Origin of the sequence: Streptomyces sp. NPDC091412 (genome assembly GCF_044756885.1) — a bacterium.
GTDB lineage: Bacteria > Actinomycetota > Actinomycetes > Streptomycetales > Streptomycetaceae > Streptomyces.
Window position 1 is genome coordinate 118,227 of the sequence record NZ_JBIVTV010000017.1, and the last position, 14,533, is coordinate 132,759.

At 71.1% G+C, this 14,533-nt stretch carries 13 protein-coding genes; 8 read left to right on the plus strand and 5 right to left on the minus strand.

The genetic code is table 11. The features are described 5' to 3' along the window. Positions 1-135: 135 nt before the first annotated feature. The gene (locus ACIQMV_RS30795) at positions 136-741 is read left to right on the plus strand and encodes a DUF4240 domain-containing protein (protein WP_402596506.1); all 606 of its coding nucleotides are present in this window, start codon (positions 136-138) and stop codon (positions 739-741) included. A gap of 81 nt (positions 742-822) precedes the next feature. Here ACIQMV_RS30795 and ACIQMV_RS30800 read toward each other — a convergent pair whose 3' ends face one another. Beyond that, the gene (locus ACIQMV_RS30800) at positions 823-1,101 is read right to left on the minus strand and encodes a hypothetical protein (protein WP_402596507.1); all 279 of its coding nucleotides are present in this window, start codon (positions 1,099-1,101) and stop codon (positions 823-825) included. A gap of 459 nt (positions 1,102-1,560) precedes the next feature. Here ACIQMV_RS30800 and ACIQMV_RS30805 point away from each other — a divergent pair, with 459 nt between their 5' ends. From ACIQMV_RS30805 to ACIQMV_RS30820, 4 genes are all read left to right on the plus strand, one after another. Next, positions 1,561-2,334: a polysaccharide deacetylase family protein gene (locus ACIQMV_RS30805; protein WP_402596508.1), complete on the plus strand. Its 774-nt coding sequence runs from the start codon at positions 1,561-1,563 to the stop codon at positions 2,332-2,334. 388 nt (positions 2,335-2,722) lie between these two features. After that, the gene (locus ACIQMV_RS30810; RefSeq protein ID WP_402596509.1) at positions 2,723-3,151 is read left to right on the plus strand and encodes a Ku protein; all 429 of its coding nucleotides are present in this window, start codon (positions 2,723-2,725) and stop codon (positions 3,149-3,151) included. Further along, complete coding sequence (locus tag ACIQMV_RS30815; protein ID WP_402596510.1) at positions 3,148-3,903, plus strand: SDR family NAD(P)-dependent oxidoreductase; 756 nt, start codon at positions 3,148-3,150, stop codon at positions 3,901-3,903. The genes ACIQMV_RS30810 and ACIQMV_RS30815 overlap by 4 nt, the downstream gene beginning before the upstream one ends. A gap of 155 nt (positions 3,904-4,058) precedes the next feature. Beyond that, a complete protein-coding gene (locus tag ACIQMV_RS30820) occupies positions 4,059-4,937 on the plus strand; it encodes an ABC transporter substrate-binding protein (RefSeq protein ID WP_402596511.1) in 879 nt (292 codons plus the stop codon). Positions 4,938-5,095: 158 nt separating this feature from the next. On the opposite strand, the gene ACIQMV_RS30825 is transcribed toward ACIQMV_RS30820, so the two are convergent. After that, positions 5,096-6,508, minus strand: coding sequence for an aminopeptidase P family protein (locus ACIQMV_RS30825; RefSeq protein WP_402596512.1), 1,413 nt, complete (start codon positions 6,506-6,508; stop codon positions 5,096-5,098). 145 nt (positions 6,509-6,653) lie between these two features. Between ACIQMV_RS30825 and ACIQMV_RS30830 the strand changes: the two genes are divergently transcribed. Then, entirely contained in the window at positions 6,654-7,637 is a 984-nt protein-coding gene (locus ACIQMV_RS30830) for a LuxR family transcriptional regulator (protein ID WP_402596513.1), read from the plus strand. 51 nt (positions 7,638-7,688) lie between these two features. Here ACIQMV_RS30830 and ACIQMV_RS30835 read toward each other — a convergent pair whose 3' ends face one another. Beyond that, complete coding sequence (locus tag ACIQMV_RS30835) at positions 7,689-9,083, minus strand: NAD(P)/FAD-dependent oxidoreductase (protein ID WP_402596514.1); 1,395 nt, start codon at positions 9,081-9,083, stop codon at positions 7,689-7,691. A gap of 194 nt (positions 9,084-9,277) precedes the next feature. Next, entirely contained in the window at positions 9,278-9,994 is a 717-nt protein-coding gene (locus ACIQMV_RS30840) for a TetR/AcrR family transcriptional regulator (RefSeq protein WP_401778696.1), read from the minus strand. Between the two features lie 173 nt (positions 9,995-10,167). Here ACIQMV_RS30840 and ACIQMV_RS30845 point away from each other — a divergent pair, with 173 nt between their 5' ends. Next, positions 10,168-11,619, plus strand: a complete 1,452-nt coding sequence (locus ACIQMV_RS30845) for an APC family permease (protein ID WP_402596564.1) — start codon at positions 10,168-10,170, stop codon at positions 11,617-11,619. A gap of 93 nt (positions 11,620-11,712) precedes the next feature. Beyond that, entirely contained in the window at positions 11,713-13,350 is a 1,638-nt protein-coding gene (locus tag ACIQMV_RS30850; protein WP_402596515.1) for an amidohydrolase, read from the plus strand. Here ACIQMV_RS30850 and ACIQMV_RS30855 read toward each other — a convergent pair. Continuing rightward, entirely contained in the window at positions 13,314-14,435 is a 1,122-nt protein-coding gene (locus ACIQMV_RS30855; protein ID WP_402596516.1) for a LacI family DNA-binding transcriptional regulator, read from the minus strand. The two genes, ACIQMV_RS30850 and ACIQMV_RS30855, sit on opposite strands and share 37 nt — an antisense overlap. Positions 14,436-14,533 lie beyond the last annotated feature (98 nt).

The window sequence follows — 14,533 nt, forward strand, 5'->3', positions numbered from 1 at the left end:
GACGCCCTCGCCCATCAGAGACGTCCTGTCGGCCAGTGTTGCCCTGGACACCCTGCGGGCCCTGGGCACCATCACCGCTGCTGTTTCCGCATGGAGCTCGCGGGAGTGTCAGTGGCGGCTGCGATCCTGTGCCGCATGGACGAGAAGACCTTCTGGGCACTCATGGACGAATTGAGCCGCCGCCCCGGTGACCGGAACGAGCGGCTGGAGTGGCTGCGCGGGGAGTTGCTGCGCTGGCCGGCCGCGGCGGGCGTCGAGTTCCAGGCGCATCTGGAGGCCGCGTGCGAGGCCGTCGCCACAGAAGCGCTGTGGCGGGCGGTGAGCCGGATCGAGGGCGGCTCGTGTTCCGACGACGGCTTCGACTATTTCGCGCTCTGGCTGGTGGCGCAGGGGCGAGGGACGTACGAAGCGGTGCTCGCTGATCCGGACGCGCTCGCCGGCGTTTCCGAGGTGCGGGCCCTGGCCGGGCGGCACCTGCGGGAGTGGCACGACGACGAGTGGCCGGAATGGGAGGAGCTCGACTACGTGGCGCAGGACGTCTTCGATGAGCTGACCCGCCAGGAGGACGACTGCGGGGGCGCGTTCTACGAAGCCCTGGACGCTGTCCAGGAGGCGCGGGCGGAGCGTGAAGAGGGTGACGAGTCCGTGAGGGCCGCGACGAGGGGTGGGATACCAGGGCTCGCTGCGGGGGCGGGGACACCTCGGCTCGACGCCCTCTTCCCGGTGAAGGCACGCGCTTAGTCAGTGACGCGGCGCCGCGTCAGGAGGACACTGCCCGCGCCGAAGGCGGCCGGGGCGCCGGCGTCCAGGGGCCGCTGCCGGTCAGGTCGTCTCTGCGTCCCGGTTTTGGGGTTCATCGCCGATCTCTTCGGCGGGATTGACCGAGCGGTAGCGGCCCATGCTCCAGGAGATGAGAACGGCTCCAAGGGGGGTCATGCCATAGAGCATGGGAACGTCCTTGCCGAACCTGGTGATGACGAAGGCCAGCCCCGCGAGGGCGAGGATCAGGAGCGGGCGCCTGATGACGTGGCTGCACAGGATCACCAGTCGGCGCCGCACTCCCCGCACTGTGGTGAACCCTGTCCAGTCTGAGGGTGACATGGCGTCAGCCTAGACCTGCGCGGTTCAGGCAATGCGCCTTCAGCTCCTGTGACCGTCGAGGCCCGGGGACCGGGAAGTGCGAGCCTTTGTCCCGGGCCGACGGAGGATCAGGCTGCTGCCGCCTTGCGCTTGGCGGTGGTGCGGGCGAGGTGGAAGGACTGGGTGCCGGTTTCGATGATGTGGACCTCGAAGGTGAGGCGGTCGACGGTGCGCCGGCCCACAGCCCACAGCCAGGCTTCTCGCTGTTCATCGACGGCAGGACGCCCCGCCCGACCAGCCCTGAGCGGGATCGGGCCAACCGACCCGGTTCCGGCCGCTGCTCGCCCAGTTGTCCGCGAACTCCCCCGGAAGTGTCCGCGATCGGTAACGGACGCATCCCGTGGCCGTTGCCCCTCGTCCTGCCAAGTGGTCGGAAAGCGACCAAGGATCGGCGAGGAACTGCGGGAAAGCGGGGCGGACATGGCACGGCACGGCGGCGGGCGGGGCTGGTACGGCAAGGTGGCCGGGGCGGCCCTCGGAGTGACGGTACTGGCCGCCGGTGCCTCGGTGTGGACGGCGCAGGCCGGTTCCGTGGTCGGCTCGGCGCCTCAGGCAGCCGCGTCGGCCACGCCGGGCAGTGACGTCAAGCCAGTGGATGTGACCATCGCGCACGCCTCGGACAAGGGGGAACGCGGAGTCAACATCACCATCGACGACGGCCCCGACCCCGTGTGGACCCCTCAGGTGCTCGACGTACTGCGGGAGTACGGGGTGAAGGCCACGTTCTGCATGGTGGGAACGCAGGCGCAGGCCCACCCGGACCTCGTGAAGAAGGTGGTCGCGGCCGGACACCGGCTGTGCGACCACACGGTGTCGCACGACACCACCATGGACACCAAGTCCCAGGCCTACCAGTCGCAGCAGCTACTCGACGCCGAACGCATGATCACCGAGGCGTCCGGGGGCGTACGGCCGATGTACTACCGGGCACCCGGCGGGGCCTTCACCCCCTACAGCCGCAACCTGGCGGCCTCACGGGGCATGCGCCCGCTGGGCTGGAACGTGGACTCCAAGGACTTCGAGCGGCCGGGCACGGACGCCATCGTCGCCACCGTCGAGCGGGAACTGCCCAACGGGCCGACACTCCTCTTCCACGACGCGGGCGGCGACCGCTCCCAGACCGTCGAGTCCCTGCGCCGGATCCTCCCCTCGCTCAAGGAGCAGGGCTACTCCTTCGGCTTCCCGGTGCGCTGAGCCCCGCCCTGGCCGGCCACGGCGTTCGAGGTCCCGGCCCTCGACTGCAACGTGATCTCGACGCACTCCCTGTCAGTGACCTCCACACCCAGGCCGTGCGCGCGGCGGTTGTTCGCCCGGAAGTACATCTGCGCGAGGCTCTCGGCCGCGATCTGCTGAAGCCGGCGTTCGGTGGCGCCCTGCTTCCGTGCGGTGACGGCTGGTCGGCGTAGACGGGCGGCAGGGTCTGGGTGATGTCGTGGAGACCGGCCCGCGCCATGGTTCTGCGGCCAGGTGTTGCCGGGAGGTGCTCGCACTTTTCGTGCCCCTCACGTGCTCCTTCCTTGCCCGGCGACGCGTGGATCCGCTCCAAGGTGCACCGGTGCCTGCCGCGGCGGAGGCTGGAGACATGGATGTGCCGACGCGGGCGGTGTGGACGGGCTGGATCACGTTCGGCCCGGTCAGCCTGCCGGTGCAGTTGTTCCCGGCCGCACGACGGCACGGCGTGGATCTGCACGAGGTGCACGTCGCGGACGGCTCCCGCATCCAACACCGGCGCGTATGCCAGGCCGAGGGGCGCGAGGTCGACAACCGGGAGATCACGAAAGGGCACAAAACCCCCGACGGGCACTCGGTGGTGCGCGAAGAAGCAGATCTCCGGGCCCTGCCACTGCCCGGCAAGCACGTCAGCGACGTCCTCGGGTTCGTCCCCGTCGACGGCCTGGACCCGATCCTGTTCTCGCGCGCCTACTACGCCGCACCGCACGTGCAGGCCGGGCAGCGTGCCGCCCAAGGAGGTCTGGAGCGGTTCGATCACGTGCAGGAGGTGGGCTCGTGACCGGGGCGACCGGCAGGGTGGCATTGGTGACAGGGGCCAGCAGCGGAATCGGTGCGGCCACAGCGCGCCTGCTGGCCGCGCGAGGGATGCGCGTGGTGGTCAACTACCTCCGCAGCGGCACGGCAGCCGAGGAGGTCGTGGCCGGCATCGAGGCCGTAGGCGGCCAGGCCATGGCCGTGCAGGCCGACGTGCGCGAGGCAGCGGCGGTCGCGAGCATGATCGAGCAGGTCCAGACGGCGTGGGGTGGCATCGACGTGCTCGTGCACAACGCGCTCACCCCGTATGTGATCAAGCCGTTCCAGGACATGACGTGGGAAGAACTGGGCGGCAAGGTCGACGGCGAGATGCGTGCGGCGTTCGCGGTCACCAAAGCCGTCCTGCCCGCCATGACCGAACAGGGCTGGGGACGCATCATCTATCTCGGTACCGGTCTCAGCCGCCGACCAAGGGCGGGCATGATCGCACTGGGCACGGCCAAGGCCGCACTGGCGCAGTTCGCCCGGTACCTCGCCCAGGAACTGGGCCCGCGGGGCATCACGGTCAACGTGGTCGAGCCCGGCCCGGTGGAGGACACCCGCATGGCGGAGGCGCTCGACGACGAGCTCAGGCGGCGGCAGGTGGCCGCCACCCCCGTGGGCCGCCTGGCACGCCCGGGCGACGTCGCCCAAGCAGTTGCCTTCTACGCCGGCGAGGACAACGCCTTCATGACCGGCACCACGGCCGCGGTCGACGGCGGGATGTCCATGGACTGACGCCCCGCTGCCCGCCCCGCACCAGGCCATACCGTCCCCGTCCTGCCGAAGACCGGACCGCGTCCGGCACACGCCACCTCAGCACCACGGGCCACAGCACCGCGCTCGCGGGAGACGCGGTGCATGGCGGTGACACGATCAAGGAAAAGACGTTCATGTACACGATCGATCTCGCCTACGTCGGGCGGGGCCTGCACGAGGAACTGGTCGCCTACATCGCCGACCAGCATGACTACTACGCCGACGAGGGCGTCCACGTCGCGCTGCGCGACGGCTGCTCCTGGGACGAGGAGCGGCTCCGCCACGGCGCCACCATCGGGCTGGGCCGGGCACTGCTGTCCCGACTGACCCAGAACACCCCCTGGGTCGCACTCACGGTCAACACCCACCGCCCGCTGTTCTGGTTCCTCGCCCGCCCCGGCCTGACCTCCCTGGCCGATTTGGCCGGCCGGCGGCTGGCCGTACACGCCCCCCATACCGCACCCGGGTGCTTCGCCCGCATCGTGCTGCGCCAGGCCGGCCTCGACCCGGACCGCGACATCCACACCATCGTCCGCCCGCCCGGCGACTACGACATGGACCTGCGCCGGCTGCACGACGGCACCATCGACGCCGCCCTGGTCGGCAGCACCATGGCACCGGAGGCGGTGGCCGCCGAGCACGGCTGGCAGGTGCCGGCCTGGGTCGGTGACCACCTCCAGATCCCCACCGTGGGCGTGGCCGTCGACCCCACCCACATCCAGCCGGACGACCCCGCGGTCCAGGCCGTCGTACGAGCCCACCGGCGCGCCCTGAAAGTGATCCACGACGAACCCGACACCACGGTGCGGCACATCCAGACGTTCCTCGGCCGACACACCGCAGACGAAGCCCGAGCCCACTACGAGACGTTCATCGCCCCGTATTTCACCACCGACGGCCAAGCCGACCTCGCCATCGGCGCCACCGCGATCACCGCGGTCACCGCTGAACTCGGCGTCCCCGCCACCGTCACCGCAGCCGAGTTCTACCGCACCGCAACCACCACCCTCTGAGGGCTGGCAGAGAATCAAGGTGTGCCTCGCGTGGTTCGGCTCGTCACTTCACACCGGCCGACTCGTCCGCTCGCTCCTGCATGAGGTGGCGAACTCGCCGTCGTGCGCGGGCAGGCTCGCCGGGGGCGGACCTGCCCTGGGCCCGGTTCTCGATGTGCTCAGCCCGCGAAACGGGCCATCCACGCCTCGACCTCATCCGCAGACCGCGGCAGGCCCGCCGACAGGTTCTCGTGACCATCGGCGGTGACGAGCAAGTCGTCCTCGATGCGTACGCCGATGCCGCGCCACTCCTGAGGGACGGTCAGATCGTCCGGCTGGAAGTACAGGCCGGGCTCGACGGTGAGCACCATGCCCGGCTCCAGTACGCCGTCGACGTACTCCTCGGTCCGGGCCCGCGCGCAGTCGTGGACGTCCAGGCCGAGCATGTGACCGGTGCCGGCCATCGTGAAACGGCGCTGGAGGCCCAGCTCGTACGCGCGGTCGGCAGGCCCTTCGATGAAACCCCACTCGACCAGCCGCGCCGCCAGGGAACGCTGGGCCGCCTCATGAAAGTCCCGGTACGCGGCGCCCGGCTTGACGGCCGCCATGCCCGCCTCCTGGGCCTCGTACACCGCGTCGTAGACCCTGCGCTGGACGGGGGTGAAGGTGCCGCCGATCGGCAGGGTGCGCGTGACGTCGGCGGTGTACAGGGTGCGCGACTCCACGCCCGCGTCGAGCAGGAGCAGCTCCCCGGGGCGCACCGGTCCGTCGTTGTCGGTCCAGTGCATGATCGTGGCGTGCTCGCCCGCGGCGCAGATCGTGCCGTAGCCGACGGCGTTGCCCTCGAGGCGGGCGCGTCGGAAAAAGGTGCCCTCGATCCACCGCTCGGACGAGGCGATCGCCCGCGACAGCTCACTGACGACGTCCGTGAATCCGCGCACCGTGGAGTCCACGGCCGAGCGGATCTCCTTGATCTCCCACTCGTCCTTCACGACGCGCAGGTCGCTGAGGGCCTCTTCCAGCTCCGCGTCGCGCTCCGCCTCGGTGGCGACGGCGGCCTCCAGGGACGGGTCGATACCGCGGACGATGCGCGTCGGTGCGCCGGAGGCGGCTGCCAGGTCGCCGGCCGCCGTGCGGACGTCCCGGCACGGCAGGCCGAGCACGCGCTCCGCCTCGGCGAGGGAGCGGCGCCGGCCCATCCACAGCTCTGCTGTGGCACCGGTCCAGAACTCGTTGTCGTCCCTGCTGTCCCGCGGGAGTTGGTAGCAGTAGGCGTCGTGGCCGCCGTCCGCACGGGGTTCGAGGACGAGGGCACCGTCCCGGGCCTGGTCGCCGGTCATGTGTACGTAGCCCGAGTACGGCCGGAACGGGTAGGTGTCGTCGTTCGAGCGGACCTTGAGGTTTCCCGAAGGGATCACGAGCCGTTCACCCGGGAAGCGCGCGGAGAGCGCGGCCCGGCGCGCGGCTGCGTACGGGGCCTGCTCCTCGAGCGTCAGCTCGCGCCTCTCGGTGTCCGCCCACCCCGTCCGCATCAACGCGGACAGTTCCTCGGAGATCCCTGAGTACAAACCGTTCTTGCGGCCTTTCGCCACTGCGTCCGCCTTCCTGGGAGTCGCGCGCCGCCACATGCCGACGGCTCGGCGACGGTATCCCGCGATGCCCGCGTATGGTGCGCAGTGGTGCCACTGGCACAGATCGGCCACGCCTGGCCGGCCACGGCCGTCGATAATGCGACTCATGACGAACGCGAGTCTCGGCGATGCACTGCGGCTCCTGGGCATCGGCCGGACGGCGGCCCGGGTCTATCTCACCCTGCTGGAGCTGGCCCCCGCGCCGCTGAGCGAGATCGCCGCCGCGGCCGGTCTGGACGGCCCGGGCCTGGCCACGGCGTACGGCGAGCTCGTCGACGCCGGTCTGGCCGGTGCCGCCGAGAGGGACGAGGACGTGGTGGCGCCGGTGGTTCCGGCGGCCGGTCTCGAGGTCCTCGCCCGGCGCCGTGCGGCCGAGGTGGAGAAATCCCGCATCGCGGTCGCGGGCGCCTTCGATGCGTTCCGGCGCCACCGGCTCGCGGCCCACGACGACCACCTCGTCGAGATCGTCACCGGCGACGCCATCGGCCCCAGGATGCGCCAAGCCTGGGCCAGCGCCCGCCACCAGATCCGGCAGTTCGAGTCGCCCCCCTACTTCCCGGTGGCCAGTGCCACCGACGACGCACTGGCCACGCTGGCCCGCGGGGTCACGCAACGCGTCGTGTACTCCCGCGAGTCGCTGGAACGCCCGGGCCACCTCAAGCACGTCATCGAACCGTGTATCAACGCCGGTGAGCAGGCCAGAGTGCTGCCGTCCGTCCCCGTCAAACTCCTGATCATCGACGAGGCGTACGCTCTGGTGTCACTGTCGATCAAAGAGGTCGACGTGCACAACACCATGCTGGTCGTCCAGCCGTGCGGTCTGCTCTCCGCCCTCATCGCGCTGTTCGAGCAGTCGTGGCAGCACGCTCTCCCCTTCCACGGCGGCACGACCGGCCCAGGCGGTCCGCCCCCCGCCGACCGCCGTCTGCTGTGGCTGCTGGCCAGCGGCACGAGCGACGACGTCATCGCCCGCGAGCTGGGAATCAGCCGCCGCACGCTGTTCCGCCGCCTGGAGGTCCTGATGGCCCGGCTGGGCGCCACGAACCGCTTCCAGCTGGCCCTGCAGGCCCAGCGCAACGGATGGTTGTGACGGCCGGCCCCACCGGTGGCGACCCGGCCGCCCGACCGCTTGACGTACCGATCAGGAATCGAAGCCGAGGCCGAGCCGGTCGAGGGTCTTGAGCCACAGGTTGCGTCGGCCGGAGTTCTCGTCCGCACGGGCGAGGGACCATCTGGTGGCCTGGATTCCCGCCCAGCGGACCGGTTCCGGCGGGAACGGAAGGGGCTTGCGCCGCACCATCTCCAGTCGGGTGAGCTCAGTGCGCTCGCCGGCCAGCAGGTCGAGCATCACCTCGGCGGCGAAGCGGGTCGCTCCCACGCCGAGGCCCGTGAAGCCGGCCGTATGGGCGACCCGGCCCCGGTGAGTGGTGTCGAAGAACGCGCAGAAGCGGGTGCAGGTGTCGATCGCGCCGCCCCAGGCGTGGGTGAAGCTCAGCCCCTCCAACTGCGGGAAGGTCCGGAAGAAATGCCGGGCCAGGGTGGCGAACGTCTCCGGCCGCGTGTCGTGCTCGGCGCGCACCCGGCCCCGGTAGTGGTACACGGCGTCGTAGCCGCCCCACAGGATGCGGTTGTCGGCGGAGAGCCGCACGTAGTGGAACTGGTTGGCGGCGTCGGAGAATCCCTGGCGGTTGTGCCAGCCGACGGAGGCGAGTTGTCCGTCCGTCAGCGGCTCGGTCATCAGCGCGTAGTCGTACACGGGGACGGTGTAGAGGCGGTGCCGCTTGACCAGGGAGGGGAAGGCGTTGGTCGCGAGGGCGACCCGGTCCGCGAGGACGCGGCCGTACGGGGTCCGCACCGCGATTCCCGAGCCGGCCTCCTCGATGGCAGTGGCCCAGGTGTGCTCATGGATGCGTACGCCGAGGTCCAGACAGGCCTGCTTGAGGCCCCACGCGAGACGGGCGGGGTTGAGCATCGCCGTGCCGTCCTTGTCCCAGAGCGCCCCCAGGAAGGTCGGTGAGTCGATCTCGGCGCGGACCTGGTCGGTGTCCAGCACCGTCTGCTCGGAGCCGTAGCGGGCGGCGAGCGCGGCGAACTCGTGCAGGTCGTCGACCTGGTACGGCTCGGTCGCCACGTTGAGCGAGCCGGTGCGCCGCCAGTCGCAGTCGATGCCGTACCTCTTGATCGTGTCCTCGATCGCCTGGAGGTTCCGCATGCCGAGCCGCTCCAGGTCGGCGAGTTCGTCGGGCCAGCGGTCGAGGCCGTTGCTCAGACCGTGAGTGAGGCTGGACTCGCAGAAGCCGCCGTTGCGGCCGGAAGCGGCCCAGCCGATCTCCTCCCCCTCGATCAGGAGGACGTCGCGGGAGGGGTCGCGTTCCTTGGCGATCAGAGCGGTCCACAAGCCGCTGTAGCCGCCGCCGACCACGAGCAGATCGCAGCGGGTGTGGGCGACCAGGGCCGATACGGCCTGCGGGCGGCCCGGGTCGTCCAGCCAGAACGGAGTGGGGTCGGCGTCCTGGAGGGCGCGGACGGGATCCATGGAGGACTCCTTGTGTGCGTGGAGGGACTCCCTCCGGGTCCCTCCATCAGATCTCCGACCCGAGAATAGTGTCAACGGTGTTGACATAAGCCTGTCCCCCGGACCCGGACCCACGCGATCCATGTCCTCCGCCTCATTCGCCCGGTCCGGCCGGACCCCTGGCGGGGCACGTGGCGGGAGTGCGTGATCCGCCCTCAGCCCACTCCCTCAACCGTCGCGGGCAGCCGGGCGGCGACGGCCTCGAGCAGCAGTTCCAGCGCGAACGGATAGCCGCTGAGCGGCATGTCGGCGGCGAGCAGGCGCACGGTGGCGGCGATGTTGGGGTGGGTGCCCGCGTCCAGGCTGCCGTAGCGGACCAGCCACACCTGGCGGTCTGCCGCCTGCGCGGGAGCCGGCATGGCCAGCGCGGCCGCGTCCAGGGCCGCGAAGGCGAGCGCCTGGTCCACGAAGGCGTGGTAGATCCGCACGGCTTCCCGGTCGTGGAAGCCCGCCGACCGCAGCACGCCGAGAATCATCTCCACGGCCCGCATCTCGTTGTCCCGCCCGGTCGTACGGTGCGCCGCCAGCAGCGCGGCCTGCGGGTGAGCCTGGTACGAGGCATGAACGCGCAGGCCCAGCTCACACAGGTCGGTACGCCAGTCACCGGTGGGCCGCCAGCCGTGCTGGGCACGGCCGATGAGCTCGTCGGCGATGGCCAGCAGCAAGTCGTCGGTGTTGCGGAAGTACCGGTAGAGCGCGCTCGGATCGGCGCCCAGTGCGCCCCCCAGCCGCCGGACCGTCAACGCCTCCGCGCCGTGCTGGCCGACCAGCCGCAGGGCCGTCTCCACGATGATCTGCTCGGACAGCACCGTGCCCTGCTTCGTCGGCCTTCTGCGCCGCCTCTGCGGCTCCGGAACCACACGCTCAGCCATGAACCGGAGCTTATGACAACACCATTGACGTGAGAAGTGGAGGAGGATTTCATGACCTGCCATCCGGCCCCTCCGGCCACTTCCCCCTACCAGCAAGGCGAAGATCGTTGGCAGTACCAGTGAAGGGCGCGTGCACCACGCCGGGAACAAGCGCCCCAACCCCCGAGGCCGCGATGCGGAAGTCCATAGGCGTCGTCGACGGCATCGTGCTCGCCGCGTCGAGCACCGCGGCCACCAGCAGCATCGGCATCGGACTCGGCCTGATGGCGAGCATCGTCGGCCTGCACCTGCCGGCGATCATGCTGCTGGCCTTTCTGCCCGTGCTCGGCATCGCCGGCGGATACGGGCGCCTCAACCGTGTCGAACCCAACGCGGGCAGCAGCTACCAGTGGGTCGGCCGCGTTCTGAGCCCCTGGCTGGGCTTCCTGACCGGATGGGTCAACGTCGTCGGCACGATCGTGTTCATGGCCTACACCACCACGGTGACCGGCTCGGCGATCATCCAGCTCCTGGGCCAGGCCACCGTCCAGAGCATCGCCGGCCTCTCTCTCGATCCGGACTCCACCCTCCAGTCCACCCTCCTCGGCATGGCCGTCCTGGTCGCCGCCGCGCTGGTCGCCGTCCGCGGGCTCGACCTCGCGGCGCGGCTCCAGAAGTACCTGCTGATCTTCGAATACGGCGTGCTGCTCGTCTTCTGCGGCTACGGCCTGTTCGCCGGGGACCAGCCCTTCTCGCTCCAGTGGTTCAACCCCTTCGACATCCCCTCGGCCGAAGCCCTCGCCCAGGGCATGGTCCTCGCGGTCTTCTGCTACTGGGGCTTCGAGTCCGTCTTCAGCGTCGGTGAGGAAGTCGGTGACCCGCGGGACGCCTCCCGGGGCGGGTTCATCGCGCTGACCGTCATGCTGCTGCTGTTCCTGCTCGCCGGCACCGCCTTCCAGCGGGTGCTGCCGCTGGGCGAACTGGCCGACAACGGCGCACAGGGGCTCGCCTACTTCGGCACGAAGCTCGCCCACCAGCCGCTGGCCGCGATGCCGCTCATCGCCCTCATGTTCTCCGCGGTGGCGTCACTCCAGGCCGCGGTCATCCCCACCGCCCGCGGGATGTTCGCGATGGGCCGCGACGGCGTCCTCGGCTCCGTCTGGACGCGCCTGCACCCCAGGCACGGGACCCCCGCCGCCGGCACCCTGCTGATCACCGCGATCGCCCTCGCCCTCGCCGCGCTGGCGCTGATCATCCCCACCGTCAACGACTTGATCTTCGCCGCGGTCAACGCGATCGGCATCGTCGTCGCCCTCTACTACGCACTCACCGCCGCGGCCGCCGCCGTGCGCTTCCGCCACCTGCTGCGCGCCTCACCGTCGGAGGCTCTGCGCGCGGTCGTCGGACCGGTACTGGGCGCACTCGCGCTGCTCACCATCGGCGGGTATCTCGCCTGGACCTTCTACCGCTCCACCGATCACTTCGAACTCTCCGCCGACAACGGCTGGTTCGCGTTGCTCGTCCCGGTGCTGATGATCGGCTCCGGCCTGCTGGCCGCCGCGTGGGCCCGCTGGCACCGCCGGTCGCCCTACTTCTCACGTTCCCGCGACACCGCCTCCGGCGACGCCCCGGCCGGCACCGGCTGACCAGCACCCCCGCGGACGCACGACGCGGACCGCGACACCTCATTTCCCTCCCACGGCCCACGCACGGGCCGCCCACCACCAGGAGCATCTCCCATGACCAAGGCCGATCTGGTCTTCACCCGAGGCCCCGTGCACACCGGGGACCCCGCCCGCACCCGGGCGAGCAGCCTCGCCGTCACCGGGGACCGGATCACGGCCGTCGGCCACGACGAGGTACGGGAGCTGATCGGCCCGAGGACCGAAGTCGTCGACCTCAGCGGCAAGCTGCTGCTTCCCGGCTTCCAGGACTCCCACATCCACGCCGTCTACGGCGGCATGGAGCTCGCCGAGTGCGACCTCAGCGGCACCGTGGGAGTCGACGAATACCTGCGCCGCATCCGTGAGTTCGCCGACGCCCACCCCGACAGCGGCTGGATCACCGGCGGCGGCTGGTCCATGGAGAGCTTCGAGGGCGGCCTTCCGACCCGGCAGCTGCTCGACTCCGTGGTGCCGGACCGGCCGGTGTACCTGGTCAACCGGGACCACCACGGCGCCTGGGCCAACACCCGCGCGCTCGAACTCGCCGGCGTCACCCGGGACACCCCGGACCCCGACGACGGCCGGATCGAACGAGAAGGCGACGGCACACCGAGCGGCGTCCTCCAGGAGGGAGCCACCGGCCTGGTGGCCCGGCTGGTGCCCGCGAAGACCGCCGCCGACCGCCTCGACGGCCTACTGCGCGCTCAGCGGCTGCTGCACTCGCTCGGCATCACCGGCTGGCAGGACGCCCTGCTCGGCGAGTTCAACGGCCAGCCCGACCCCTCCGACGCCTACCTCACCGCCGCCCGCGAGGGAACCCTCACCGCCCGGGTCAACGGCGCGCTCTGGTGGGACCGCGGCCGAGGCTCCGACCAGATCCCGGAACTGGTCTCCCGCCGCGCGGAACTGAGCCACGGCAGGTTCCGGGCCGGCTCGGTGAAGATCATGCAGGACGGCATCGCGGAGAACTTCACCGCCGCGATGACCAGCCCCTACCTGGACGGCTGCGGCTGCGCCACCGCCAACAACGGCCTGAGCTTCGTCGACCCGGTCGCGCTGCGTTCGTACGTCACCGAACTCGACGCGCTCGACTTCCAGGTGCACTTCCACGCCCTCGGCGACCGCGCGGTGCGCGAGGCGCTGGACGCGATCGAGGCGGCCCGCACCGCCAACGGCCGCCGCGCCACCCGGCACCACCTCGCCCACCTGCAGGTGGTCCATCCCGACGACGTCCCGCGCTTCGCGCGTCTCGGGGCGATCGCCAACATCCAGCCGCTGTGGGCCGCCCACGAGCCGCAGATGGACGAGCTGACCATTCCCTTCCTGGGTCCCGAACGCGCCGCCCGGCAGTACCCCTTCGGCTCCCTGCTGCGGGCCGGCGCGACCCTGGCGGCGGGCAGCGACTGGTCCGTGAGCAGCCCCGATCCCCTCGCCGGAATCCACGTCGCCGTCAACCGGATGCAGCCCGGGGCAACCGACGGCCGAGTCTTCCTGCCCGAACAGCGCCTCGACCTCGCCACCGCGGTCGCGGCCTACACGGCGGGTTCGGCCCACGTCAACGGCCTGGACGACACCGGCACCCTGCGGCCGGGCCATCTCGCCGACCTGGTGGTCGTCGACCGGGACATCTTCACCGCCCCGGCCGAGGAGATCCACACGGCCCGGGTTCTGCGGACCTACGTGGGGGCAGCGCTGGTGCACTCCGCCTCCTGACGGCCGCGCCGTCGAAGCGCGGCCGCGGCCGTGGAATCGCCGCCGCGCTCCGACGACGTCCTGATCTCCAGTTTCGTCCGCACCAGCGCGCCCGTCGGCTCCTGGCTCCCGCTCTCCAAGGCCGCGACGAGCAGTTCGACGCCCTTCTCGGCCACGTTCACCGGCTGGAGGCTCAGGGTGGTGACGGGCGGGTCGGCGTGGGCGGCCGAGGTGTCCTCGCTCGCGCACACCACGAGCAGGTCGCCGGGGACCGACAGGCCCAGGCGGCGTGCGGCGTCGAGCACCAGCGGCGGATTGGCCTCGGTCAGCACGAACAGGGCGTCCGGCCGGTCGGGCGTGGTGAGGGACCGCTCGACCGCCTCGATGGCAGGGCCGTTCCCCGGCCGGGCCGAAGGGGTGACACGAGGCGTGGCACCCTGCTCGGCGCACCAGCGCCGGTAGGCGTCCAGGGCCGCCGTGTAGAAGCGGGTCGGGGTGTCGGGCGCCACGACCGCGATGCGCCGTGCGCCCTGTGCGTGCAGATGGTCCAGCACCTCGCGCACGGCGGCGTCGGCGTCGACGTCCACCCAGTGCGTGCCGGGACGGCCCTCCACCGAGCGGTCGGTGGACAGCAGAATGCGGGCGGCGATGAAGTCCTCCACCAGGGGATCGTCCACGAGCGGGTCGGCGACGATCGCGGCGTCGAGCGGCAGGTCGGCCCACTCATCGGGCGAGGAGCCGGTGGGCAGCAGCACCAGGCCGTAGCCGTGGCGCAGGGCCGCGGTCGCGACGGCGCTGGTCAGTTTGGTGAAGTAGGAGGAGTCCATGTAGGACCCGGGGCCCGTGGGGTACTCCCCCACGGCGTAGCCGATGAGCCTGGCGTGCCCGGCGCGCAGCAGCCGTGCCGTCGGGTTGGGCCGGTAGCCGAGGCGGCGTGCGACCTCGCGGGCGTGCTCGCGCACGGCCGGCGAGAGGCGCCCGGTGCCGTTGAGCGCCGCGGAGACGGTGGTCTTGGACAGACCCGCCTCGCGGGCGACGTCGACGAGGCGGACCCGGGGGACGGCGGCCGGGACGCCGTGGCCAGTGCGGCGCGGAGTTTCGGTCATGCGCTGATGCTGCCAGTCCCGCGCGCCACCGTCCACGCGTCTCTGACCTTTAAAAAACCGTTCCCGCAAACCCTTGTGCGGGAACGTTCCCGCACCAA